Origin of the sequence: Brevundimonas sp. P7753, assembly GCF_013386595.1 — a bacterium.
Lineage (GTDB): Bacteria > Pseudomonadota > Alphaproteobacteria > Caulobacterales > Caulobacteraceae > Brevundimonas > Brevundimonas bullata.
In genome coordinates this window covers 1-22,781 of record NZ_JACARP010000049.1, presented here as the reverse complement: position 1 = coordinate 22,781, position 22,781 = coordinate 1, and the positions used below count along the sequence as shown (strand labels likewise).

Here is a 22,781-nt window from a genome sequence, read left to right as displayed (position 1 = left end):
CCTTCAGCGTCGCCGCGCCGAACAGGCTGGCGACGAACAGGCCGTCCGGCTTCAGCGCACGCCGGATCTGGCTCAGCGCCCCCGGCAGGTCGTTGGCCCAGTGCAGGCCCAGCAGGTTGACGATCAGGTCGGCTGAACCGTCCTCCAGCCCCAGAGGCCCGGCCCCCGGCGCGGCGCGCTCAGAGGTCGTGCCCACGGCGCGGACCTCGCCGACGCGGTCCCTCGCCACGCTGTCGGCCACCGCGCGCGCGAAGACGCCGGGGTGCGGCGACAGGTCGACGGGCGTGTGAAACTCGCGCAGGATCACCTCCAGACTGTTCACCGCATTCTCGGCGGCGCGCAGGTGCAGGAAATCGGCGTCGGGGAAACGTCGGGCGGCGCGGCTCAGGCGCGCGGCGCGGCGGGCGGCGTCGAAGATGATCGGGGGACCGGAGGAGGGGGCGCTCATGTCCGTTCAGGATGGGGGCTGGCGGGTCGGATTGAAAGACGCGACGGCCCATATATCGATGGGCGCGCGCGGGATGGCGCGCGGTCTACTCGACCTGCTGTTGCCGCCCATGGCCCACGACAGCCGCGAGGCCACGGCCTCGGCGGGCCTGTCGCCCGACGTCTGGAGCCGGGTGGTGTTTCTGGAGGCGCCCGTCTGCGACGGCTGCGGCGCGGCCTTTGAATATGACGGCGGCGATTTCGCCTCCGACCGCTGCCTGGCCTGTCAGGTCCAGCCCTACGCCTTCGCCCGCGCCCGCGCGGCCTGCGTCTATGACGAGGCCTCGCGCGGCCTCATCCTCAAGTTCAAGCATGGCGACCAGCAGCAGTTCGCTCCCCTGTTCGCCCGCTGGATCGCGCGTTCCGGCGCCGACGTCCTGGCCGAAGCCGACGCCGTGGTTCCCGTCCCCTTGCACCGCTCTCGTCTGCTGGCCCGGCGTTTTAATCAAGCCGCCGAGATCGCCCGGCCCCTGGCCCGCACCGCCGGGCTCGAGTACCTGCCCGACGCCCTGATCCGTGCTGCGCCCACCGACACTCAGGGCGGCAAGTCGGCGCGCGGGCGGCGCCTGAACGTCAAATCCGCCTTCGCCGTCACCGAGGCCGGGCGTCGCCGGATCAAGGGGCGGCGCATCCTTCTGATCGACGATGTCCTGACCACGGGGGCCACCGCCGAGGCCTGCGCCCGCGTCCTTTTGTCCGCCGGAGCCCGCGCGGTGGACCTGGCTGTCATCGCGAGGGTGCGAACCGCGCGCGAACCGCCTAAGTAGGGCGCTGATCTGAGTTAAGGAGACTCTGCGTTGGCCGAAGTCGTCATCTACACCAAGCCCGGTTGCCCCTATTGCACCGCCGCCATGGCTCTGTTGAAGCGCAAGGGCGTCGACTTCACTGAAATTGTCGCCTCGCGCGATCCCGAGATCAAGGCCGAGATGGTCGCCCGTGCGAACGGCAAGTCGACCTTCCCGCAGATCTTTGTCGGCGACAAACACGTGGGCGGCTCCGACGACATCCACGCCCTGGATGCGCGCGGCGGTCTCGACCCCCTGCTGGCGGCCTGATGGACCAGCGGCTCGACATAGCGCTGATTCAGACGCGGACGCCGGCGACGGCGGACGCAGGGCTGGCCCATGTCGAGCCGCTGATCCGCGAAGCGGCGGCGGGCGGGGCCAGGCTGATCCTGACGCCCGAGGGGACCAACTTCCTCGAACAGCGCCGGGGTCTGCGTGACGCGGCCCTGTCGAGCGAGGAGGCCGACGCCGCCGTCCTCGGGCTGCGCGCTCTGGCCGGCGAACTGGGCGTCTGGCTGCTGATCGGCTCGGTCCTCGTGCGCTCGGATGCGCCCGGCGACGACCGCGCCGCCAACCGTTCCCTGCTGGTCGATCCGTCGGGGGCGGTGGTCGCTCGCTACGACAAGCTGCACGTCTTCGACGTCGATCTGCCGGGGGGCGAGACCTATCGCGAGAGCGCCTCGGTCCGGCCCGGCATGGGCGCGACGGTAGCCGAGACCCCCTGGGGCCGGCTGGGCTTCAGCATCTGCTACGACGTGCGCTTCCCGCATCTGTACCGCGCCCTGGCCAAGACCGGCGCGGCGATGATCGCCGTCCCCGCCGCCTTCACCCGTCCGACCGGCGAGGCCCACTGGGAGACCCTGCTGCGCGCCCGCGCCATCGAGACCGGCGCCTTCGTCATGGCCCCGGCCCAGGGCGGCGCCCATGAGGACGGCCGCCAGACCTGGGGCCGCTCCACCATTGTCGGCCCCTGGGGCGAGATCATCGCCAAGGCCGCCCATGACGACCCGTGCGTGCTGCCTGCGACCCTCGACCTGAGCGCCGTCCAGCGCGCGCGACAGGCGGTCCCCTCCCTGCTGCACGACCGCGATTTCGACTGGCCGCAATGATCTGGCCGTCATGATCCGCTACGCCCTGTCCTGCGACCACGACCACGGTTTCGAGGCCTGGTTCGCCTCCTCCTCCGACTATGACGATCAGGCCGCGCGCGGTCTGGTCGAATGCCCCTTCTGCGGCTCGACCGAGGTGCGCAAGCAGGTGATGGCTCCGGCCGTGGCGGGTACGAAGAAGGCCGCGCCCGCGCCGGACATGGCGAAGATGCAGGCCATGATGATGCAGGCGGCGCGCGAGGTGCGCGAGCACGTCGAGCAGAATTTCGACTATGTCGGCGACGCCTTCGCCCGCGAGGCCCGCGACATTCACGAAGGCCGTTCCGAGAAGCGCGAAATCTACGGCGAGGCCACCCCTGCCGACATCAAGAAGCTGAAGGACGACGGCGTGCCCTGCGCCGCCCTGCCCAGCCTGCCGCCCGATCCGAAGAAGGCCAACTGAAGCCACATGGGGGAGGGGGAGAGATACGAAGAGTTCGCGCCGCCCCAGGCTTTGCGCCCATTCGTGCGCCTCCTGTGGACCTATGCGGCGCCCGCGCCCACCGGCGGGGTCCAGCGCATCGCCCCCGACGGCTGCCCCGAACTGGTGATCGACCTGGCCGCGCCCTACGAGGAAGAGGGCGAGGACGGCGTCTTCCGGCCCCAGCCTTCCGTCATCTTCGCCGGGCAGCTGACCCGCCCCATGGCGATCCGGCCCGTCGGCGCCGTGGAGATCGTCGCCGCCAAGTTCGAGCCGGACGGGGCGCGGCCCTTTCTCGGACGACCCCTGATCGAGGCGACGGACCTGCGGCTGGACCTCACGGCGCGGTTGCGCGGCTTCACGGCGCCGTCCGGCGACCCGGCGGGGCAGGCGGCGGCCTTGGCCGACTGTCTGGAGGCCCTGCGTCGCGCCGCCGACTGGCGCATCGACCCCGCCGTTCGGGCCGAGGTCGCCGCCGTCGAACGCGAGGAGCAGGGGCCGTCTTTGTCGTCCGCCGACCGCCGCGCCCTGCAACGCCGCTTCCGCGATCGGGTCGGCGTGGCCCCGCGCACCCTGCGCTCGGTGTTCCGTTTCCGCCGCATCTTCGACCATGCGCTGGGCCAGGACGCCGACGCCGCCTCCTGGCTGGAGGCCGGTCTGGCGGCGGGCTATTTCGACCAGCCCCAGATGGCGCGCGACTTCCGCCGCTTCCTCGGCTGCACCGCCACCGAATGGGCGCGCGAGCAGATGGAGCTGGCCCGTCAACTCGCGTCGCAATCCTACAAGCCGCAAGGCTGAGGTCGGCCTAGGCTTCTGGTCGAAACGAGGAGGGAGACCTTGATGTCGCTGCTGACCGCCCTGATGACCGCCGCCCTGTTGCAGTCGACCCCGACGCCCGCGCCCGACCTGTCCTGGCTGGCCGGCTACTGGCTGGACTGTTCCGGCGGACGCGAGGCCTCCGAGACCTGGAGCGACCCGCGCCTGGGACTGGTCGTCGGTTCCGCCGTGACTGTGCGAAATGGCCGCAGCGGCTTCGAATCCGCCCACATCGGCCCCATGCCTGATGCTGGGCCAGAGGGCGGTCTGGCCTATTTCGCCCGGCCCGAGGGCGCGCCCGCCGTGCCCTTCCGCCTGATCGAAAGCGGTCCGCAGCGGGCGGTTTTCGCCAACCCCGCGAACGACTTTCCGCACCGCATCATCTATCAACGCACGGGGGATGTGCTGGCCGCCCGCATCGAAGGGGCGGATGACGATGAGACCCGGAGTGCGGAATGGACATTCAACAAGGCGCCGCTGAACGCGCGCTGCCCGACCTGAAAAAGGGTGGGCTAATCTGGCGGCCGATGACGCCCGACGATATCGACGGCGTCGTCCGCGTCGCCCGCCTGTCCTTCCCCGACCATTTCGAGGCGCGCGAGTGCTTCGCCGAGCGTCAGCAACTGGCGCCCGAGGGCTGCTTCGTCCTGTCCGACGAAGCCGGAACCGTCATGGGCTATCTGATGGCCTATCCGTGGACGCGCAACGCCGCTCCGCCGCTGGACAGCCTGATCGGCGCGGTCCCGGCTGATGCCGAGGTCATCTATCTGCATGACCTGGCCGTCCACCCCGACACGCGCGGCGGCGGCCATACCCGGCCCATCGTCGAGCGTCTGGCGGAACAGTCGAAGGTGGCGGGATGGAAAGAGATCGCCCTGGTCGCCGTCAACGAGGCGACCGCCTTCTGGGAACGCAACGGCTTCGTGGTCCAGAACCCGCCGGGCATGGCTGAGAAACTGGCCAGCTATGGCGCCGACGCCCGCTACATGATCAGGACGCTCTGATCGTCTCCAGCATAAAGGCGATACGCTCGGCGACGGACGCCTTCGGCAACTCGATCAGCTCATAGCCGAAACGCGGATAGACTTCGGTCATGGCGTCAAAAGTGCGCTGCGCCTCGTCCAGGTCCTGTCTGCGCTCGGCGTCCTGAGCGAATATCTCGGGCCAGACCGGGGCGATGAAGACGCTCCGGTCATAGCGCACCTCGCGCGCAGCCCGCTCGACATGGGCTGAGATCGGCAGGCCGCACAGGCTCAGGTAGCCGACCACGTCGGGTGTGCCCCGGTCGAAGAAGACCGGCCCCGCCGCGCCCTCGAACCGGGCGTAGGCCTCAAGTTCGCAGTCCAGCATCAACTCCGCGAACAGGGCGCGGTCGCGCCAGGGCAGGGCCTGTCCGCCGATGGCTTGCTGGCGGCGGATGATGGCCCGGCCCGCCTCGGGCGAGGTCGCATAGCCCGCCGCCGCCAAGGCCTCGATCAGGCTGGTCTTGCCCGAACCGGGCCCGCCGGTGACGACGATGCGCTGCGACCCGTTCACGCGTCCCGCGTCGCCATCATCATGTAGTTGATGCCCACGTCGTCGCCCTCGCTCCAGCGGTCGTTGAGCGGGTCATAGGCCAGCCCGTAAGGGCCGGTGACGGTCAGGGGCTCGCCGTCCAGCATGGCGCGCAGTTCCTCGGGTTTGAGGAACTGGCGCCAGTCGTGGGTGCCGGCAGGGACCCAGCGCAGGACGTACTCGGCGGCGACCTTGCCCAGCAGCAGGCCCTTCAGCGTGCGGTTCAGGGTAGCGACGATCATCAGGCCGCCGGGCTTGATCAGCCTGGAGCAGGCGCGGACGAAGGCTTCGGGATCGGCCACGTGCTCGATCACCTCCATGGTCAGGACCACGTCGAACGGCCCGGCGCCCGCTTCGACCATCTGTTCGACGGTGGCGGCGCGATAGGTGATGTCGAGGCCGACCTGTTCGGCGTGGGCGCGGGCCGTGCCGATGTTCTCTGACGAGGCGTCTAGGGCCATGACGTCGAAGCCCATGCGCCGCATCGGCTCGGCGATCAGGCCGCCGCCGCAGCCGATGTCGATCAGGCTGAGACCGGCAAAGGGCGCGCGGGTCCGCACGTCGCGCCTGAAATGTTCGGCGGCGCGGTCGCGGACGAATTTCAGCCGCGCCGGATTGAAGCGGTGCAAGGGCGCGAACGGCCCTTTCGGGTCCCACCACTCCGCCGCCTGGGCCGAGAAACGGGCCACATCGGCAGGATCGATGCTGGGCCCCTCGGCACGATCGGTTGCAAAGGGTGAAAAACCCTCTTCGCTTTGGGGTTTGCGCGGCTCAAGGCTGTCGTTAGAAGCGGACATGGTCGCAGGCATGAACCGCCTTGGCCGCCCATGCAAGCAGGGGACGAAACGCCACGATGACGCGGCCCGAAACGACACGACTGGTGATGAAGTTCGGCGGGACCTCCATGGGGGACCTCGAGCGTATTCGTCGTGCGGCGCGAATTATCGCCGCCGAGGCCGCCAAGGGCAAACAGATCGCCGTGGTGGTGTCCGCCATGGCCGGCAAGACCAATGAGCTGGTGGCCTGGACTGACGGCGCCGGACCGGCGGCGGCAGGGCTGCCTCTTTCGGACGATGAATACGACGTGGTGGTCGCCTCGGGCGAGCAGGTGACGTCGGGCCTGCTGGCCCTGACCCTGCGCAACATGGGCCTGAACGCGCGCAGCTGGATGGGCTGGCAGATCCCGATCATCACCGACGACGCCCATGGCCGCGCCCGCATCGAGGACGTGCCTGGCGATGTCCTGGGCGCCGCCGTCGACAGCGGCCAGATCGCCATTGTCCCCGGCTTCCAGGGCGTCACCCGCGACGGCCGCATCACGACCCTGGGTCGCGGCGGTTCCGACACCTCGGCGGTGGCGGTGGCGGCGGCGCTCGGCGCCCCTTGCGACATCTACACCGACGTGGACGGCGTCTATACGACCGACCCCCGCATCGAGAGCCGCGCGCGGCGCCTGGAAAAGGTCTCCTACGAGGAGATGCTGGAAATGGCCTCGCTCGGGGCCAAGGTGCTGCAGACCCGCTCGGTCGAACTGGCCATGGCCAAGCAGGTCCCGGTTCGGGTCCTGTCCAGCTTCATCGAGCCGGATGAGAATGGAAATCTGCCGGAAAACGCCGGCACCCTGATTTGTGATGAGGATGAGATCGTGGAAAAGCGCATCGTTTCCGGCGTGACCATGAGCCGGGACGAAGCCCGGATCACGCTGCTGGGTCTGGCGGACCGCACCGACGCCCCCGCCGACGTCTTCACGCGTCTGGCCGAGGCCAACGTCAACGTCGACATGATCGTGCAGAGCCAGGCCCGCACCGAGGGCGCGGTGAACCTGACCTTCACCACGGGCCGCCGCGACGCCCAGCGCGCCGCCGAGATGATGACCGCGGCCAAGGCGGAACTCGGCTTCGAGGAACTGCGCATCGACGCTGACGTGGCCAAGATCTCGGTCATCGGCGTGGGCATGCGCAGCCATGCGGGCGTGGCCCAAACCATGTTCCGGGCCCTGGCCGACAAGGGCGTGAAGTTCCAGGCCATCTCGACCTCCGAGATCAAGATCAGCGTGCTGATCGAGGACGCCTATTCCGAACTGGCCGTGCGGGCGCTGCATGCGGCTTACGGACTCGACGCGCTATAGAATGAACACGAGGGCCGTCCTATCTGATCGATAGACGGCAAGGCGGGAGGCGACATGGTGAAGGGCGGATTGACGACGAGGGGGCCTCGAAACCTCCTGCGCCAGATCCGCGAAGCCATGGCCGGCGGCGGCCCGGCGCAGGACCGGCTGGACATGGTGGTGCGCACCATCGCCCAGTCCATGGTCGCCGAGGTCTGCTCCATCTATCTGCGCCGCGCCTCGGGCGAGCTGGAGCTGTTCGCCACGCAAGGCCTGAACCCTGAGGCCGTGCACAACACCCGCCTGCGCCCCGGCGAGGGTCTGGTCGGCGAGGTGGCCCGGCTGGCCCAGCCGATCAGCCTGTCGGACGCCCCGTCCCACCCCAGCTTCTCCTATCGCCCGGAAACTGGCGAAGACCCCTTCCACGCCTTCCTCGGCGCGCCCCTGCTGCGCGGCGGTCGGGCCATCGGCGTCCTGGTCGTCCAGAACCGCGCCGCTCGTCGCTATGACGAGGAAGAGGTCGAGGACATCCAGACCATCGCCATGGTCCTGGCCGAGACGGTCGCCTCGGGCGAACTGCTGGCCCAGGACGAACTGCGCGACGTCGAGGTGGCCCCGCATCGCCCCGAACGGCTGAAGGGTCAGAAGTTCGCTGAAGGCCTGGCCTACGGCGTCGTGGTCCAGCACGAAGCGCCTCTCGCGCCTGAACAGCTGCTGTCCGACGACCCGACCGCCGAGGAAAAACGGCTGGCCGAGGCCCTGTCGGCGCTCAAGGCCGGCATCGACGTCATGCTGGAAGGCGGCCAGACCAAGCTGGGCGGCACCTCGTTCGAGGTGCTGGAAACCTATCGCATGTTCGCCGACGACCGGGGCTGGAACCGCTCGCTGGAAGAGGCCGTGCGTTCCGGCCTGACCGCCGAGGCCGCCGTCGACCGCGTCCGCAACGAACACCGCGCCCGCTTCGCCAAGGCCCGCGACCCCTATATTCGCGAACGCCTGCACGACTTCGAGGACCTGGCCAACCGTCTGCTGCGGGTGCTGGCGGGCGACAACCCCGGCCACCGCGACCTGCCCGACGACGCCATTCTGGTGGCCAGAAATCTCGGACCAGCCGACCTGCTGGAATATCCGCGGCACAAGCTGCGCGGCCTCTTGCTGGAAGAGGGCTCGGCCGCCAGCCACGCCGCCATTGTCGCCCGCGCCTTGCAAATCCCCTGCGTCGGGCGTCTGCAAGGCCTGCGTGACCGCCTGTCCGAGGGCGATCAGGTCATCGTCGACGGCGAGACGGGCGAGGCCTACCTGCGTCCGCGCCCCGACATGCTGGCGGCGGTCCAGACCCGCATGGCCGTGCGCGCACAGCGCCGCGCCGAGTTCGACCTGCTGCGCGACACCCCCGCCATCACCAAGGACGGCACGCGCATCACCGTCCTGACCAATGCCGGTCTGGCGGTCGATCTGGAAAATCTGGACGCGACGGGGGCCGAGGGCATCGGCCTGTTCCGCACGGAGTTCCAGTTCATGGTCTCGGACGAGCTGCCGCGCCTGGACGCCCAGACGGCGCTCTACAAGCTGGTGCTGGACGCGGCGGGCGACCGGCCCGTCACCTTCCGCACGCTCGATATCGGCGGCGACAAGGTCCTGCCCTATCTCGACAATGAGCGCGAAGAGAACCCGGCCCTGGGCCGTCGCGCCATTCGTCTGGGCCTCGACCGACCGGCCCTGCTGCGGATGCAGGTGCGCGCCCTTCTGGCCGCTGCCGCCGGGCGCGAGCTGCGCGTCATGTTCCCGATGATCGCCACGGTGGACGAGTTCCGCGCCGCGCGCGAACTGGTCGATGTCGAATGCGATTGGGCGCGGCGTCGCGGGCGGCCCCTGCCGTCCCTGCTGCGGGTCGGGGCCATGGTCGAATGCCCCAGCCTGCTGTGGCACCTGGACGCCCTGCTGCCGCTGACCGACTTCGTCTCGATCGGCACCAACGACCTGTTGCAGTATATGTTCGCGGCCGACCGGACCAATCCCCTGGTCTCGGACCGCTATGATCCCCTGTCGCCCCCGGCCCTGCGCGCCCTGGCCGAAATCCAGCAGAAGTGCGCCGACAGCGCCACGCCGGTCTCGGTCTGCGGCGAGCTGGCCGGGCGTCCGCTGGAAGCCTTCGCCCTCATCACCCTGGGTTACACCCGCCTTTCGGCGCCCGCCGGCGGGGTGGGGCCGGTCAAGCGCATGATCCTGTCGGCGGACCTGCCCGCCGCCCGTCGCGGCATGAACGTCCTGCTCGGCTCCTCGGCCGGATCGGTGCGCGGCGAGATCGAGTCCCTGGCGCGCAAGCTCAACGTCATCGTCTGATCCAAGCGGGGCCGCTTTCCCGCGTTGCCCGCAGCACAGGCCTCGTCTAAGCGAGGGGGAGGGCGCGTTCGCGTCCGCACCAACGGAACCCCGCATGGATCAGGATCGGCAAGACGCGCCGTCCCTCGAGGACGCCGAGACGCTGGGCGAGGCCCTGCGCGCGGCCCGTCTCGCCTCGGGCCGCTCCATGGCCCAACTGTCGACCATGACGCGGGTGCATCCGCGCTATCTGACGGCGCTGGAGCAGAACGAGTTCTCGGTCCTGCCGTCGCGCATCTTCTCCATGGGCTATGTCCGCGCCTACGCCGGGGCCCTGGGTCTGGACGAGCTGACCGCCGTCGAGCGCTTCAAGCGCGAGTTCCCGGAAGCCGCGGTGCCGCTTCAGGCCCCCACCGGCGCCGCCCTGCAACAGGTGCGCCGAACCTCGCCCAAGGTTCTGGCCGCCCTGGGCGTGCTGATCCTGGCCGTCGTCGGCTGGAACGTCTTCCAGCGCGTGGTCCGCATCGAGCCGCCCCATCCCTCCGACCTGGTCGCCGTGCCCAAGGACTGGGCCAAGGCGGCCGACGCCGAGGTCGATAAGGCCCTGTATCTCGGCGCGCCGCGCGCCGCCCCGCCGGATCAGACCACCCCGGCCCTCTACATCACGCCCGGTCTTGAAGCCCAGCTGACGGGCGTCGACCCGGACGATCCCAACGCCGTCGTGGCCCCGTCGCCCCCGGTCCAGGCGGCCTTCAACCCGCGCGGGGCGGTCTACGGCGCCCCGGCCATCACCTCCCAGGTCATCCTTCAGGCCAAGAAGCCCGCGACCCTGGTCGTGCGTCAGGGCGACGGCCGCATCCTGTTCGCGCGTCAGCTGGCGGCGGGCGAGGCCTGGCGCGCGCCGCCCAATGTCTCGGCCACGGTGGACGTGTCGGACCCGACGGCCTTTGACGTCTATCTGAACGGCGAGCACAGCGGGGCCTTGCCGGCGCCCGCATCGCCGCTGGGACAGCTGAACGCCCGCGCCCAGGCCGCCGCCCGCCAGTCCGAGGCCCGCGCCGCCGCCGCCGCGGAGGCCCAGACCCGCGCCCGCGCCGCCCAGGCCGCCGCCGCCCTCGCGGCTGCGCCCGCGCCGGTCGCCCCGGCGCCCGCCGCCCAGGCGCCGCCGCCCGCGAGATGAATCGTCGCGGACCGCGACTGATGTCGTGGTTTTGCCGTCCTTCCTCGCCTATGTTCCGCGCGACATGAGCAGTTCCGAACTCGGCCACATCCGTCCCTGGCGCCACATCGAGCGCCGCAAGAGCCGCCAGATCATGGTCGGCTCGGTTCCGGTCGGCGGCGACGCCCCGATCAGCGTCCAGTCGATGACCAATACGCCCACGACCGACGCGGCGGCGACGCTGGAACAGATCCGCCAACTCGAAGAGGCCGGGGCCGACATCGTCCGCGTCTCCTGCCCCGACGAGGAGTCGACGGCGGCCTTCAGGACCATCGCCCGCGAGGCCCGCGTGCCGCTCGTGGCCGACATCCACTTCCACTACAAACGCGGCATCGAGGCGGCCCAGGCGGGCGCCGCCTGCCTGCGCATCAACCCCGGCAACATCGGCTCCATCGACCGGGTCAAGGAGGTCGTCCAGGCCGCCCGCGACCACGGCTGCTCCATGCGCATCGGCGTCAACGCCGGGTCGCTGGAAAAGGAGCTGCTGGAGAAGTACGGCGAGCCCTGTCCGGACGCCATGGTCGAGAGCGCGCTGAACCACGCCCGCATCCTGCAAGATCTGGACTTCCACGAGTTCAAGATCTCGGTGAAGGCGTCCGACCCCTTCCTGACGGTCGCCGCCTATCAGCAGCTGGCCGAGGCCATCGACTGCCCCCTGCACCTGGGCGTCACCGAGGCCGGGCCGCTTCGCACCGGCACCATCAAGTCGGCCATCGGCATGGGGAACATGCTGTGGGCCGGCATCGGCGACACCATCCGCGTCTCGCTGGCCGCCGATCCGGTGGAAGAGATCAAGGTCGGCTTCGACATCCTGAAATCCCTGGGTCTGCGCCATCGGGGGGTGAACATCATCGCCTGCCCGTCCTGCGCGCGTCAGGGCTTCAACGTCATCGAGACGGTGGCGATTCTGGAGGAGAAGCTGGCCCACGTCTCGACGGCCATGTCGCTGTCGATCATCGGCTGCGTCGTCAACGGCCCCGGCGAGGCCCTCTACACCGACGTCGGCTTCACTGGCGGCGGCAAGGGCGCGGGCATGGTCTACCTGAACGGCAAGATCGCCGGCAAACAGGCCAATGACGGCATGATCGACCACATCGTCGAACTGGTCGAAGCCAAGGCCGCCGAACTGGATGCGGCGCGCAAGGCGGCGGAATAGACTCTGTTGCGCTTCGAACGCCTGCGCTAGTCAGGCGGGATCAGTGGTTGGGGTAACGTCATGATCCGTCGCATCGCGCTTGCGTCTGTATTCGCTCTTTCGCTCGGAAGCATCGCTGCGAGCCCGGCTACGGTCCTTGCGCAGGCGGTCTCCACCGCTGCGGCCCCCTTGCCTGCAACCCATGTCGAACTGCCTGCGCCTGACGGCCGCACCATCGACGTCAGCATCTGGTCGGCGGCGGACGAGCAGGCGGTGATCGTCTTCAGCCACGGCTGGAACAGCGATCCGGCGCGCTACCATCGCATCATCAAATACTGGACCGACCACGGCTTCACCGTCATCGCGCCGATGCATACGGACTCGTTGCAGCATCCTCGCCACGCCGAAGGCGACCAGCGCAGCTTTGTCATGACTCGGATCGTCGATCTGGCGGTGGTGCGCGGCTATGCCCAGGCCCGCCATCCGGGCAAGCCTATGATCGCCGGCGGCCACTCCTTCGGTTCCTTCAACTCGCTGATGGCGGCGGGCGCCGTCAGCGTCGCGGGGCCGCTTGGCGACCCGGCTGTCAAGGCTGTGATCGCCATCTCCACGCCCGGCGTCGTGCCGGGTCTGGTCAATCCCTCGACCTACGCCACAGTCTCTACGCCGGTGCTGATCGTGACGGGCGACGTCGATCTGGTGCCGGGCTTCGTGACCGAGCCCCGCGATCACCGTGCGGCCTTCGACACCAGCCCGGCCGGCGACAAGATGCTGATGACCTTCGCGGGGGGCGACCATAGCTTCGTCGGCAACGCCGACGCCGCTGACTTCGAGCTGATGGCCGCCACGACGGTGCATTTCATGCGTGCGCACGCCCTGGGCGATGCGGCCGCACAAGTCCGGCTGGACGCCCTGACCGCGCCCGAGGGCGTAACCATCGAACGACGCTGAGATCATGAAACTCTACATCACCACCCCGTCGCCATTCTCCCGCAAGGTCCGCATCGTCGCCCATGAAAAGGGTCTGTCTGACCGCATCGAAGAGATCGCCGTCGACCCCTACGCCAATGCGCCGGAACTGCTGGCGACCAATCCGGTGGTCCAGGTCCCGACCCTGATCGCCGAGGACGGCCTGCCGCTGACCGACAGTCCGGTGATCGCCGAATATCTGGACATGATCGGTTCCGGCCCGCGCCTGCTGCCCGCCGACGGCGCCGAACGCCTGCGCGTCAAGCGTCTGGAGACCCTGGCCAACGCCACGCTCGAAATGGGCGTCAAGCTGGTGCTGGAGAAACGCCGTCCCGAGGCCGAGCGCTCGCCGTCGTGGATTTCTCGCTGGACCTTCAACATGGGCCGATCGCTGGACGCCCTGGAAGCCGCCGCCCCGTCCGCCGAGGATTTCAACATGGGCGTGCTCAGCGCCGGCATCACCGTCAGCTGGGTCAGCTTCCGCCACCCGGACTATGACTGGAAGAGCGACCGCCCCAACCTCGTGGCGCTTCAGGCCGCGCTGGAGCAGCGCCCCAGCTTCCAGGCCACCACGCCGGTCTGAGATTCGACAAACCGTGTCGTGTCGGTCACGCGTCTGTGATTGACGACTGAACATTGTGATGCGACCTTGAGGGCAGGTCCGCCGGGGGGCGGGACCGTTTCCTTCTAGGAATCATCATGATTTCCAAACGTCATGCACGCTTCGCCGTGCACGCCCTGACGCTCGCCGGATTGAGCCTCAGCCTGCCGGCCTGCGCCACGATCACGCGCGGCACGACCCAGCCGTTCACCGTCGAGAGCAGCCCGCCCGGCGCTCGCGCCTCGACCTCGAACGGCTTCCAGTGCGAAGCCACGCCCTGCACCTTCCGCATGCCGCGCAAGGACGCCTTCACCGTGACCATCTCGCGCGACGGCTATGCCGAGCAGACCCACTCCATCGAGAGCAAGATGTCGGGCGGCGGCGGCGCGGCTCTGGCGGGCAATGTTCTGGTCGGCGGCCTGATCGGCGCCGGCGTGGACGCCACCTCGGGCGCTCTGAACGACCTGACGCCGAACCCGCTGATTGTGACGCTGGAACCCGCCGGACCGACCAAGCCCGCCGCCGCATCCCAGGCCCAGCCGTGAGCCGCGCCGTCATGATCCGCCGCGCCGCCGTCGTCGCCGTCTCGCTCGGCCTGCTGTCGCTGGGCGCCTGCGCCTCGGCCGCGCGGCCCGACGCCATGACCGTCCTGCCCTCGACCATCGCCGCCGCCAAGGCCGGCGACGTCGGCTATCAGGCGGTCAAGATCGTCAATGTCTCGGGCGGCACGGACACCAATCCCCTGCTGTGGTCCGAGGTCGCCAGCGGCGACTTCCGCCTGGCGCTGGAAAACTCGCTCAAGGCGACCGGCTATCTGGGTGCGACGGAAACCGCCCCGCTGTCGCTGACGGCGGCCATGCTGGAGCTGAAGCAGCCGATGGTCGGCCTCGACATGTCGGTGACCAGCCGCGTCCGTTATTCAGTGACCGACGCCTCGGGCAAGCTGATCTTCGACGACACCATTGCAGCCACCGGCACCGCCAAGATGGGCGAGGCCTTCGTCGGCACGGAACGCCTGCGTCTGGCCAACGAATACGCCATCCGCGAGAACATCAAGGCCTTCATCGAACGCTTCCGCACGCACACCGCGCGCTGATCCGAACGACAGACTGAAGGGGGCGGGGCGGGCGCAGGCCGGGCCCGCCCTTTGTCTATCGACCGAACAGTCCCGCCAGCTGCAGGCCCTGGAAACCGGCCAGGAAGATCAGCAGGAAACCAACCGCATAGGCCAGTACCTTGCGCGGGACCTTCTTGACGATCAGCCCGGCGAAGGGCGCGGCGATCAGGCCGCCGACCACCAGTCCGCCGATGGCGGCGGCATGGTTTTCCAGCGCGCCCGCCTCTTCCCAGTGGCCTGTCACTATGGCCCAGACGAAGGTGGCGGACACGGCGACCGTCAGGAAAAACTCGGCGGTGTTGACCGTGCCGATGGCCTTGCGCGGATCATGCCCGGCGCCGACCATGGTCGAGGACACCGTAGGACCCCAGCCGCCCCCGCCGATGGCGTCGAGGAAGCCGCCGACCACGCCGATCGGGGCGGTGATCCAGACGGGCAGGTGGCGATGCGGAATGTCATGCCCGGCTCGCCACAAGATCCACACCCCGATCAGGGCCAGATAGGCGATGATGAAGGGCTTGATGACATCGCCGTCGATCCCGGTCAGGACATAGGCCCCCAGCACCCCGCCGATGACGCCCGCGATGGCCAGGGGCAGGAACAGCCGCCACTCCACATTCCTGTGCCAGGCATGGCTGCCCGCCGAGGCGGCGGTGGTGAAGACCTCCGCCGCATGGACGCTGGCCGAGGCCATGGCCGGAGGCACGCCCAGGGCCAGCAGCACTGAGGACGAGATCACGCCATAGGCCATGCCCAGGGCGCCATCGACCGCCTGGGCCAGAACGCCCACCAGAAGAAACAGGAAAAAGGTGTCCATTCAGCCCTCTGGGCCGCATCGGGCGGCCCTTTGACGGCATCAGACGCATCGGCGGCCCGCTTGGCAATGGCCTAAACGGCGCGCCGCGTCAGCGTCGGGGCTCCAGTCGCGCCAGGGCGTCCAGCACGTCGCGCCCGGTATAGGGTTTGATGACCATGGCGGCGGCCAGTTCGGCGTTGGCGGCGGCGGCGCTGACGTCGCCCGACAGGAAGATCACCGGCACGCCCCAGCGCGCCTTCAGGCTGCGGGCCAGATCGACGCCGGTCGCCTCGCCCGATAGGTTGATGTCCAGCAGGGCCACGTCGATGGGATGCAGGGCGGTCGCCGCCTCGGCGGCCTCGGCGCTGTGGAAGGGGCCGACCACGCGGTGTCCGGCGGCGTCCAGGGCCTCGGTCAGGGCGACGGCGGCCTCGGCGTCGTCCTCGACCAGCAGGACGGTCAGGGCCTCGGCTTGCGGGGCGACGGCGGGCGCTTCGGCCGGGACCTGCCGCACCAGGACGGCGCGCACATAGGGCCACAACTCGGCGACGGGGCGCTCGGCGTCCAGGTCGAAGATCTTGGCCAGAGCCTTCAGCTCGGTCTCGGCTTCGGGCGACACCGTCGCGTCCGAACGCTCCAGAAGCCCGTCGTAAAGGGCGCAAAGCCGCGCCACATTGTCGTCCGCCCCCGCGGTGGAATCAGCGCTTCCATCGAACATGCCCGTCTCCTGTCTTGTTTCAGCCCCGGTGCAGCTAAAAGGTTTGCAGGTGCGAAGGAACCGTCCTGACGGGCTTGTGACGGCTGTTCACAATCGCTCCATCTGGGCGTGTTCCGGCCTTTTCATCGACAGCGGGCGGTCCGGGGGGTAAGGCTCCGCGCTCGATTTTTCCTTCAGAGGACGCTCCCTTGCGACTGCCCCAGGCCCGGCTCGATCAGGTGCTCGACCGCTTCCACCAGGTGGAGGCGCGCATGGGCGCGGCCTCGGACGGCGCCGAGATCGTGCGCCTGTCGAAAGAGTACGCCGAGCTGAAGCCGGTGGCCGACGCCGTCCAGACCCTGGCCCGCGCCCGCGCCGAGGTCGAGGACCTGCAGGCCATGGCCTCGGACCCCGAAATGGCCGCCATGGCCGCCGACGAACTGGACGCCCTGAACACGCGCCTGCCTGAGCTGGAGCGCGAGGTCGCCCTGCTGCTGGCCCCGCGCGACGCCGACGAAAACGCCTCGGCGGTGCTTGAAGTGCGCGCCGGCACCGGCGGCGATGAGGCGGCCATCTTCGCCGGCGACCTGTTCCGCATGTATTCGCGCTACGCCCAGTCTCGCGGCTGGCGGGTCGAGGTCGACAGCATGACCGAGGGCGACGCGGGCGGCTTCAAGGAGATCATCGCCACCGTCACCGGCGAGGGCGTGTTCGGTCGGCTGAAGTTCGAGAGCGGCGTCCACCGGGTCCAGCGCGTCCCGGCGACCGAGTCTCAAGGCCGCATCCACACCTCGGCGGCGACGGTCGCCGTCCTGCCCGAAGTCGAGGACGTCGAGATCGAGATCCACGACAAGGACATCCGCATCGACACCTATCGGTCGTCGGGCAGCGGCGGCCAGCACGTCAACACGACCGATTCCGCCGTGCGCATCACCCACCTGCCCACCGGCATCATGGTGACCTCGTCGGAGAAGTCCCAGCACGTCAACCGCGACAAGGCGATGAAGAACTTGCGGGTGCGCCTGTACGACATGCAGCGTCAGGCCAAGGACCTGGCGCGCTCGGACACGCGCAAGTCCCAGGTCGGCTCGGGCGACCGCTCCGAGCGCATCCGCACCTACAACTACCCGCAAGGCCGGGTCAGCGACCACCGCATCAACCTGACCCTGCACAGCCTGCCCCAGATCATGGAAGGCGACATCGACCCCCTGCTGAACGCCCTGATCGCCGAGGATCAGGCCGCCCGCCTGGCCGACCTGGAAGCCGAGTTCAGCTGAAGCAGAATTTTCCCTCCCCTCAGGGGAGGGTGGCTGAGGCCGTAGGCCGATGCCGGGTGGGGGCGCTCAAGCCGTTCAAGCGCTGCGTCTGTCTCGCCACGCCCTCCTCACCCGGTCGCTGCGCGACCACCCTCCCCATGAAGGGGAGGGAGAATATCGGTCTACCTGCGCCGCACCCGCCGCTTCAGCATCCGGTCCCCCAGGGCCTCGGCGTATTTCAGCGTAAAGGCCAGGGCCGCCGGATTGCCGCGACGCGGGCCGACCGAATCCGCCATGATCGCCCCGCGCTCGCCGATCGGCAGGGGCGCGCCGACGGTGGTGTCCAGCGCCGTCTGATGCTCGATCTCGGCGTTTAGCCGCGCGCCCATCAGGATCACCTGCACTGAAATCCACGTCCACAGCAGGAAACCCATGGCCGCCGCCAGCGGACCGTAGGAATCGGTGCGCACGAAGTTGCCCAGGAACCAGCTGAACAGGAAGGACACCAGCAGGCTCAGCGCCGCCGCGAACAGGGCGCCCGGCGTCAGCCAGCGCCAGCGCGCCCGCGCGCGACACGGTCCCATGCGGTAGATCAGCGCCAGGGCGCCGACATAGCCGAAGTAGAGCAGGGGCCAGCGCAGCGGCGCCAGATGCGCCCATTCCTCCTCCAGCCCGAAGACGGACAGCACGACCGGCACGCCGACCACCAGACCCGAACTGATCAGAACCGCCAGCAGGCCTGACACGGTAAAGCCCATGCACATCAGGTTGTAGGTGATGATGTTGCGCCGCTCGACCTCGTGATAGGCGAGGTTCAGCCCATAGAAGAGGGTCTTCACCCCGCCGTTGGCCGCCAGCAGCGACAGGGCCAGAGTCCACACCAGGGTGAAGGTCAGCTCGCCGGTCGAACCGCTGGCCAGCCGTTGCATTTCCGCGCCCAGGAACTGGGCCACGTTCGACGGCAGCACCTCATAGAGGAAGCTCAGCTGGCTCCAGGCGTCGGCGGGGTCGGCGAACAGGCCGTAGATGGTGACGAAGGCGCCGAGCGTCGGGAACAGGGCCAGCAGCATGAAGAAGGTCACACCCCCGGCGACGAAGCCGACCCGGTCGCCGAAATAGCCCATGGTCGTGCGCCAGATGATGTCGATCCAGCCCTTGCGCGGAATATGGACCGGATGCTGGGCCAGCCGTCCGCGACCGGGCTCCTTGGCGTCATAGTCCGCGGGCGTGGGATCGCGCGGGGGCAGGGGCTCGGGCCGTTTCGGCCGCAACTCGACCCCGTACTTGTGCCCCTGCGTATAAAGCAGGTGCGCCGCCGTGGCCCCGGCCGCCAGGCCGCCCGCCGCCGCGCCCAGGTAACGCCAGATCGCGCCGCCGTTTCCACGCCGCCGCGCAAGCCGTTTCATCAGGTTCTGCATCCCCATCCGCCCCTCAACGGCTACGCTCTATCTGCGTTCCGTCTTGAAATCGCCCGCTGCAAGCGCCAATCACCCATCATGTCCGAAAACGCCCCCGCCGTCCCGACCCTGCTCACCGCCTGGAAAGGCGCGCAAGCCCGCTTGAAAGCCGCCGGCGTCGACAGCCCGTCGATCGACGCCCGCCTGCTGCTGGAAGCCGCCACCGGCGCGGGCCGCGTCGACATCCTGACCGACCCCTATCGCGAGGTCGACGCCGACAAGATCGCCGCCCTGGACGCCATGATGGACCGCCGCGTCCGGCGCGAACCCGTGTCGCGCATCCTGGGCAAGAAGGGCTTCTGGAAGATCATGCTGAACGTCACCCCCGACGTGCTCAGCCCGCGCCCGGACACCGAGACCCTGCTGGACGTTATCGTCCGCGCCTTCCCGCCGCATCGCGCCTTCGAGATGATCGACCTCGGCACCGGCTCTGGCGCTATCCTGCTGGCGACCCTGATGGAGCGTGCAGGCGCGCGCGGCGTCGGCACGGACATCTCGACCGAGGCCATCGCCGTGGCGCGCGAGAACGCCGCCAATCTGGACCTGAACGGCCGCTGCACCTTCATCCGCACCGACTGGGCCGCCGGTTTCGCCGAAGACAGCTTCGATCTGGTGGTGTCCAACCCGCCCTATATTCCGACCGGCGACATTCCCGGCCTGGACCCGGAGGTGCGCGAGCACGATCCGCATCTGGCGCTGGACGGCGGCCCCGACGGCCTGCAGCCCTATCGCGACCTGGCGCCCGAAATCGCCCGCATCCTGCGCCCCGAGGGCGTCTTCGCCGTCGAGATCGGCTGGGATCAGGGGGCTCAGGTCAAGGCCCTGTTCGAGGCCGTCGGCTTCTCCGGGGTCAAGGTGGTCAAGGACCTGGGCGACCGCGACCGCGTCGTCACCAACGGCCCCGACCCGCGCGTCGATCCCATCCCGGAAGACTGACGCGGACCGAAAGCGCCGCGCAATAAAAGCCTTGGAAACGACGCCATCGCGCGCTAAGTCGTTTCTTGTCTCCCACTCATACGCATCCTTTTTCGGGCCGGTTTGCTCGCTCAAGCGCGTCTGGGCCAGTGACGGTCGGGCCGGGTTGGCCCGGCGGACCACAGGGCGACAAACAGTTTTCCGAGCACATCGATACGGGGATTGGCCCCGACCGAACGGAACGACGAACTGGGTCCTGCCCGCCCTCAACCGGCGGCGGCCCGCACCAGCACGGTAAGCTCCGATGAGAGATTTCAAGGGCATGAAGCGTCAGCGCGGACGCAACCGGAAGCCCGGTAGCGGCGGCGGCAACAACGCCAACGCCACCAACCCGAATCGGTCGTGGGATTCGCAAGGCCCCGAGAACATCAAGGTCCGCGGCAACGCCCAGACCGTCTATGAACGCTATATGCAGCTGGCGCGCGACGCCTCGGCCGCCGGCGACCGGGTGCTGGCCGAGAACTACACCCAGCACGCCGAACACTATTTCCGCGTCCTGCGCGCCCTGCAGCCGCAGCGTCCGGTGTCTGAGATCGCCCAGCGCGAACTGGCCGGTCAGGGCTTCGATATCGACTTCGAAGACGAGTCGGGCGCCCAGGCCGCCGCCATCATCGCCGCCGCCCAGGCCGAACAACAGAAGCTCGACGACGAGGCCCGCCGTCAGGCCGAGCGCGCCGAACGCGAAGCCAACCGCGACCGCGACTTCAATAATCGCGACAACAACCGGGACCGCGACCGGGACCGCGACTTCAACCGTGACCGTGACCGTGACCGTGACCGTGATCGTGAGCCCCGCGCCGAGCGCGAACCGCGTGAACCGCGTGAGCAGCAACAGGGCGAACCCCGCGCCGAGGGCGAAGCCCGCGAGGGCGGCCGCCGCGAGACCCGCCGCGAACGCTGGGAGCGTCGCCGCGAGGAACGCAACCGTCGCTTCGAGGCCGGCGAGGCCACGCCCGAGGACGAAGCCCGCGCCCTGTCCGAGGCCGAATATGTCCCCGAGGCCGGTTCGGACGACGCCGCTCCGGTCGTCGAGGCCGCCGAGGCCGAGGCCCGTCCCGCCCGCGCCCCGCGCCGTCCGCGCGCCGAACGCGCCCCTTCTGCCGGTGTGGCTGGCGATGCGCCCGCCGAAGGCGAAGTCAGCGACGGCATGGGCCTGCCCGGCTTCCTGACCCGCCCCACGGCTTCTTCCTCGGACGAGGCGGACACGGCGGAAGAGGCCCCCGCGCCCAAGCGTCGCGCCCCGCGTCGCAAGGTCGAGCCCGCCGCCGACGAGGGCTGATCGCCGACGCGCAACCTTGGCGCGTATATTTACGTAACTGCAATCTATAGGCGTCACTCTCGCGGTATCGGAGGGACGTGCGATGGAACTCGTTCTGGTGGTGGTCGCCCTGGCCTTGTCCGGCTGCTGGGCGGGATTGCGGATGGCGATGAAGGCTCGACGCGAGGTCGCTATCCTCCGGCGGGTCAACCTCACGCTCGAAGCCTGCGCTGAGCAAAGGGCGCGCGAACTTCAGACCGCCCTGACCGCCGCCGAAGGCCAGGCGGCCCAGGTCGAGGCCGCGCACCGCGCCAAGACCGAGTTCCTGGCCAGCATGAGCCACGAATTGCGCACCCCCTTGAACGCCGTCATCGGCTTCTCCGACCTGATGCGGATGAACGAGGCGAGCGAGCCGCTCACCCATCGCCAGCATCAGGCGCTGGAACAGATCCGCGCCGCCGGCGCCCGTCTGCTGACCCTGGTGGACGAAGTGTTGAACCTGGCCGACATCGAGGGCGGGCGGCTAGCGCTGGCGGTCGAACGGGTCGATCCCCTGCTGGTCGCGCGTCAGGTCTGCCAGGCCCTGGGTCCCATGGCCGAGGCGGCGGGCGTGGACCTGCGCGAACCGCCGCCCGTCGCGGGTCTGGCCGCCCGCGCCGATTGCGAGCGCCTGCGTCAGGTGCTGACCGCCCTGATCGCCAACGCCGTCAAATATAACCGCCCCGGCGGCGCCGTCCTGATCGAGGCGCGCCAGTCCGCCGAGGGGGTCAGCCTCAGCGTCCACGACACCGGGCCGGGTCTGCCCGCCGCCCGCATGGCCGACCTGTTCCAGCCCTTCAACCGCCTGGGCCGCGAAGCCTCGGACGTGCCGGGCGCGGGCCTGGGCCTGGCCGTGGCGCGGCGCCTGATCCAGGCCATGGGCGGGCGGCTGGAGGCTGAAAGCCGCGAAGGCGAAGGGTCGGTCTTCACTGTCCATCTGCCGGTCGCCGCCGAGACGCCGCGCCTGGTTTCGGCCTCGCCCGTGCCGGCGACGCCCCTGCCCGAGGCGACCCTGCTCTATGTCGAGGACAACCCCTCCAACATCGCTCTGATGCGCCATGTGATCACGGCCCTGGGCCGCATCCAGCTGCATGTGGCCGAGACAGGCCCGGAGGGTCTGACCCTGGCCCGCGACCTGCGCCCCGACGTCATCATCCTCGACATCAACCTGCCCGGCATGGACGGGTTCGAGGTCAAGGCGCGGCTGGCCGAAGACGCCCTGACGCGGGGCGTGCCGGTCCTGGCCCTGTCGGCCCGCGCGGCCTTCGCCGACATCCGGCGCGGCCGGGAGGCGGGCTTCGCCGAATACCTGACCAAGCCCTTGCAGATCCCGGCCTTGGTCGAGGCCCTGTCGCGCGCCCTGACCCCGACGCCAGCGACGTCGGCGAGCGCAGCCGACGCCGCGTAGAGCGCCTTTTGCAGCCTGCTCGTCGAACGCCGTGCTGGATCGCCGGGGTTGACGCGGCGCGCCCGGAGGGCTTCCTAGGCGGCAGGGGCTTCGACCCTGTGCTAGGGAGAGCCCATGTCACGTTCGTCAGCCGGCATTTCGCGTTTCAAGGCGAGGGTTCCTCGCGCCTTGACGCCGAGCCTTCTGGCGACGGCCCTGCTGGCGGGCTGCGCGAC

General features: G+C 69.4%; 25 protein-coding genes. 19 read left to right on the top strand and 6 right to left on the bottom strand.

Annotated elements, in window-relative coordinates; genetic code table 11:
- Window positions 1-448, bottom strand: a 448-nt coding sequence (locus HX774_RS10745) for a methyltransferase domain-containing protein (RefSeq protein ID WP_178826674.1), incomplete at its 3' end; no start/stop codon positions are given.
- On the opposite strand from HX774_RS10745, the gene HX774_RS10740 reads away from it, so the two are divergent.
- The 7 genes from HX774_RS10740 to HX774_RS10710 are packed head-to-tail and all read left to right on the top strand — an operon-like array spanning window position 447 to window position 4,660.
- A complete protein-coding gene (locus HX774_RS10740; RefSeq protein WP_178826672.1) occupies window positions 447-1,253 on the top strand; it encodes a ComF family protein in 807 nt (268 codons plus the stop codon). The genes HX774_RS10745 and HX774_RS10740 overlap by 2 nt on opposite strands.
- 30 nt (window positions 1,254-1,283) lie before the next feature.
- Window positions 1,284-1,541 carry a glutaredoxin 3 gene (gene grxC, locus HX774_RS10735; RefSeq protein WP_114817509.1) on the top strand — a complete coding sequence of 86 codons (258 nt, stop codon included), beginning with the start codon at window positions 1,284-1,286 and terminating at the stop codon, window positions 1,539-1,541.
- Window positions 1,541-2,380, top strand: a complete 840-nt coding sequence (locus HX774_RS10730; protein ID WP_178826670.1) for a carbon-nitrogen hydrolase family protein — start codon at window positions 1,541-1,543, stop codon at window positions 2,378-2,380. Before grxC ends, HX774_RS10730 begins: the two co-directional genes overlap by 1 nt.
- A gap of 10 nt (window positions 2,381-2,390) precedes the next feature.
- A complete protein-coding gene (locus HX774_RS10725) occupies window positions 2,391-2,822 on the top strand; it encodes a DUF1178 family protein (protein WP_178826669.1) in 432 nt (143 codons plus the stop codon).
- A 6-nt stretch (window positions 2,823-2,828) separates the two neighbouring features.
- Window positions 2,829-3,638 carry a DUF6597 domain-containing transcriptional factor gene (locus HX774_RS10720; RefSeq protein ID WP_370523478.1) on the top strand — a complete coding sequence of 270 codons (810 nt, stop codon included), beginning with the start codon at window positions 2,829-2,831 and terminating at the stop codon, window positions 3,636-3,638.
- A 42-nt stretch (window positions 3,639-3,680) separates the two neighbouring features.
- A complete protein-coding gene (locus HX774_RS10715; protein WP_178826665.1) occupies window positions 3,681-4,157 on the top strand; it encodes a DUF6265 family protein in 477 nt (158 codons plus the stop codon).
- Window positions 4,112-4,660: a GNAT family N-acetyltransferase gene (locus HX774_RS10710; RefSeq protein ID WP_255500384.1), complete on the top strand. Its 549-nt coding sequence runs from the start codon at window positions 4,112-4,114 to the stop codon at window positions 4,658-4,660. The genes HX774_RS10715 and HX774_RS10710 overlap by 46 nt, the downstream gene beginning before the upstream one ends.
- On the opposite strand, the gene HX774_RS10705 is transcribed toward HX774_RS10710, so the two are convergent.
- Together HX774_RS10705 and ubiG are read right to left on the bottom strand one after the other, a co-directional pair.
- Window positions 4,647-5,192: an AAA family ATPase gene (locus HX774_RS10705; protein ID WP_178826663.1), complete on the bottom strand. Its 546-nt coding sequence runs from the start codon at window positions 5,190-5,192 to the stop codon at window positions 4,647-4,649. The two genes, HX774_RS10710 and HX774_RS10705, sit on opposite strands and share 14 nt — an antisense overlap.
- Window positions 5,189-6,007: a bifunctional 2-polyprenyl-6-hydroxyphenol methylase/3-demethylubiquinol 3-O-methyltransferase UbiG gene (gene ubiG / locus HX774_RS10700; RefSeq protein WP_178826661.1), complete on the bottom strand. Its 819-nt coding sequence runs from the start codon at window positions 6,005-6,007 to the stop codon at window positions 5,189-5,191. Before ubiG ends, HX774_RS10705 begins: the two co-directional genes overlap by 4 nt.
- A gap of 56 nt (window positions 6,008-6,063) precedes the next feature.
- Between ubiG and HX774_RS10695 the strand changes: the two genes are divergently transcribed.
- The 8 genes from HX774_RS10695 to HX774_RS10660 all read left to right on the top strand — a co-directional run bounded on the left by HX774_RS10695 (window position 6,064) and on the right by HX774_RS10660 (window position 14,659).
- The gene (locus HX774_RS10695) at window positions 6,064-7,338 is read left to right on the top strand and encodes an aspartate kinase (protein WP_114817514.1); all 1,275 of its coding nucleotides are present in this window, start codon (window positions 6,064-6,066) and stop codon (window positions 7,336-7,338) included.
- A 54-nt stretch (window positions 7,339-7,392) separates the two neighbouring features.
- Complete coding sequence (gene ptsP, locus HX774_RS10690) at window positions 7,393-9,660, top strand: phosphoenolpyruvate--protein phosphotransferase (protein WP_178826659.1); 2,268 nt, start codon at window positions 7,393-7,395, stop codon at window positions 9,658-9,660.
- A 94-nt stretch (window positions 9,661-9,754) separates the two neighbouring features.
- Window positions 9,755-10,819 carry a helix-turn-helix domain-containing protein gene (locus HX774_RS10685; protein WP_178826657.1) on the top strand — a complete coding sequence of 355 codons (1,065 nt, stop codon included), beginning with the start codon at window positions 9,755-9,757 and terminating at the stop codon, window positions 10,817-10,819.
- A 64-nt stretch (window positions 10,820-10,883) separates the two neighbouring features.
- On the top strand, window positions 10,884-12,014 hold the full coding sequence (gene ispG / locus HX774_RS10680) for a flavodoxin-dependent (E)-4-hydroxy-3-methylbut-2-enyl-diphosphate synthase (RefSeq protein WP_178826677.1): 1,131 nt from the start codon (window positions 10,884-10,886) through the stop codon (window positions 12,012-12,014).
- Between the two features lie 168 nt (window positions 12,015-12,182).
- Window positions 12,183-12,944: a serine aminopeptidase domain-containing protein gene (locus HX774_RS10675; RefSeq protein ID WP_178826655.1), complete on the top strand. Its 762-nt coding sequence runs from the start codon at window positions 12,183-12,185 to the stop codon at window positions 12,942-12,944.
- A 4-nt stretch (window positions 12,945-12,948) separates the two neighbouring features.
- A complete protein-coding gene (locus HX774_RS10670; RefSeq protein WP_178826652.1) occupies window positions 12,949-13,545 on the top strand; it encodes a glutathione S-transferase N-terminal domain-containing protein in 597 nt (198 codons plus the stop codon).
- 116 nt (window positions 13,546-13,661) lie between these two features.
- Window positions 13,662-14,108, top strand: a complete 447-nt coding sequence (locus tag HX774_RS10665) for a translation initiation factor 2 (RefSeq protein WP_178826650.1) — start codon at window positions 13,662-13,664, stop codon at window positions 14,106-14,108.
- On the top strand, window positions 14,105-14,659 hold the full coding sequence (locus HX774_RS10660; protein WP_178826648.1) for a hypothetical protein: 555 nt from the start codon (window positions 14,105-14,107) through the stop codon (window positions 14,657-14,659). The genes HX774_RS10665 and HX774_RS10660 overlap by 4 nt, the downstream gene beginning before the upstream one ends.
- A 55-nt stretch (window positions 14,660-14,714) precedes the next feature.
- On the opposite strand, the gene HX774_RS10655 is transcribed toward HX774_RS10660, so the two are convergent.
- Together HX774_RS10655 and HX774_RS10650 are read right to left on the bottom strand one after the other, a co-directional pair.
- Window positions 14,715-15,497, bottom strand: coding sequence for a sulfite exporter TauE/SafE family protein (locus HX774_RS10655; RefSeq protein ID WP_178826646.1), 783 nt, complete (start codon window positions 15,495-15,497; stop codon window positions 14,715-14,717).
- An 88-nt stretch (window positions 15,498-15,585) separates the two neighbouring features.
- The gene (locus HX774_RS10650; RefSeq protein ID WP_178826644.1) at window positions 15,586-16,194 is read right to left on the bottom strand and encodes a response regulator; all 609 of its coding nucleotides are present in this window, start codon (window positions 16,192-16,194) and stop codon (window positions 15,586-15,588) included.
- Between the two features lie 188 nt (window positions 16,195-16,382).
- Here HX774_RS10650 and prfA point away from each other — a divergent pair, with 188 nt between their 5' ends.
- Window positions 16,383-17,450, top strand: a complete 1,068-nt coding sequence (gene prfA / locus HX774_RS10645) for a peptide chain release factor 1 (RefSeq protein ID WP_114817523.1) — start codon at window positions 16,383-16,385, stop codon at window positions 17,448-17,450.
- Between the two features lie 161 nt (window positions 17,451-17,611).
- Here the strand turns inward: prfA and HX774_RS10640 are convergent, their stop codons facing one another.
- Window positions 17,612-18,853, bottom strand: coding sequence for a YihY/virulence factor BrkB family protein (locus HX774_RS10640; RefSeq protein WP_178826642.1), 1,242 nt, complete (start codon window positions 18,851-18,853; stop codon window positions 17,612-17,614).
- A gap of 72 nt (window positions 18,854-18,925) precedes the next feature.
- Here HX774_RS10640 and prmC point away from each other — a divergent pair, with 72 nt between their 5' ends.
- From prmC to HX774_RS10625, 3 genes are all read left to right on the top strand, one after another.
- Window positions 18,926-19,822, top strand: a complete 897-nt coding sequence (prmC, locus tag HX774_RS10635; protein ID WP_178826640.1) for a peptide chain release factor N(5)-glutamine methyltransferase — start codon at window positions 18,926-18,928, stop codon at window positions 19,820-19,822.
- A gap of 283 nt (window positions 19,823-20,105) precedes the next feature.
- Window positions 20,106-21,140 (top strand): DUF4167 domain-containing protein, encoded by a 1,035-nt coding sequence (locus tag HX774_RS10630; protein ID WP_178826638.1) that lies wholly within the window; start codon window positions 20,106-20,108, stop codon window positions 21,138-21,140.
- A gap of 82 nt (window positions 21,141-21,222) precedes the next feature.
- A complete protein-coding gene (locus HX774_RS10625; protein WP_178826636.1) occupies window positions 21,223-22,566 on the top strand; it encodes an ATP-binding protein in 1,344 nt (447 codons plus the stop codon).
- Window positions 22,567-22,781 lie beyond the last annotated feature (215 nt).

Coding starts and splice junctions, on each gene's coding strand:
- HX774_RS10730 (WP_178826670.1), top strand. CDS start 1,541: ATGGACCAGCGGCTCGACATAGCGCTGATTCAGACGCGGACGCCGGCG.
- ptsP (WP_178826659.1), top strand. CDS start 7,393: ATGGTGAAGGGCGGATTGACGACGAGGGGGCCTCGAAACCTCCTGCGC.
- HX774_RS10655 (WP_178826646.1), bottom strand. CDS start 15,497: ATGGACACCTTTTTCCTGTTTCTTCTGGTGGGCGTTCTGGCCCAGGCG.
- HX774_RS10710 (WP_255500384.1), top strand. CDS start 4,112: ATGGACATTCAACAAGGCGCCGCTGAACGCGCGCTGCCCGACCTGAAA.
- HX774_RS10630 (WP_178826638.1), top strand. CDS start 20,106: ATGAGAGATTTCAAGGGCATGAAGCGTCAGCGCGGACGCAACCGGAAG.
- HX774_RS10720 (WP_370523478.1), top strand. CDS start 2,829: ATGGGGGAGGGGGAGAGATACGAAGAGTTCGCGCCGCCCCAGGCTTTG.
- HX774_RS10625 (WP_178826636.1), top strand. CDS start 21,223: ATGGAACTCGTTCTGGTGGTGGTCGCCCTGGCCTTGTCCGGCTGCTGG.
- HX774_RS10650 (WP_178826644.1), bottom strand. CDS start 16,194: ATGTTCGATGGAAGCGCTGATTCCACCGCGGGGGCGGACGACAATGTG.
- HX774_RS10715 (WP_178826665.1), top strand. CDS start 3,681: ATGTCGCTGCTGACCGCCCTGATGACCGCCGCCCTGTTGCAGTCGACC.
- HX774_RS10740 (WP_178826672.1), top strand. CDS start 447: ATGTCCGTTCAGGATGGGGGCTGGCGGGTCGGATTGAAAGACGCGACG.
- HX774_RS10685 (WP_178826657.1), top strand. CDS start 9,755: ATGGATCAGGATCGGCAAGACGCGCCGTCCCTCGAGGACGCCGAGACG.
- HX774_RS10725 (WP_178826669.1), top strand. CDS start 2,391: ATGATCCGCTACGCCCTGTCCTGCGACCACGACCACGGTTTCGAGGCC.
- HX774_RS10640 (WP_178826642.1), bottom strand. CDS start 18,853: ATGGGGATGCAGAACCTGATGAAACGGCTTGCGCGGCGGCGTGGAAAC.
- HX774_RS10665 (WP_178826650.1), top strand. CDS start 13,662: ATGATTTCCAAACGTCATGCACGCTTCGCCGTGCACGCCCTGACGCTC.
- prmC (WP_178826640.1), top strand. CDS start 18,926: ATGTCCGAAAACGCCCCCGCCGTCCCGACCCTGCTCACCGCCTGGAAA.
- ispG (WP_178826677.1), top strand. CDS start 10,884: ATGAGCAGTTCCGAACTCGGCCACATCCGTCCCTGGCGCCACATCGAG.
- ubiG (WP_178826661.1), bottom strand. CDS start 6,007: ATGTCCGCTTCTAACGACAGCCTTGAGCCGCGCAAACCCCAAAGCGAA.
- HX774_RS10670 (WP_178826652.1), top strand. CDS start 12,949: ATGAAACTCTACATCACCACCCCGTCGCCATTCTCCCGCAAGGTCCGC.
- HX774_RS10695 (WP_114817514.1), top strand. CDS start 6,064: ATGACGCGGCCCGAAACGACACGACTGGTGATGAAGTTCGGCGGGACC.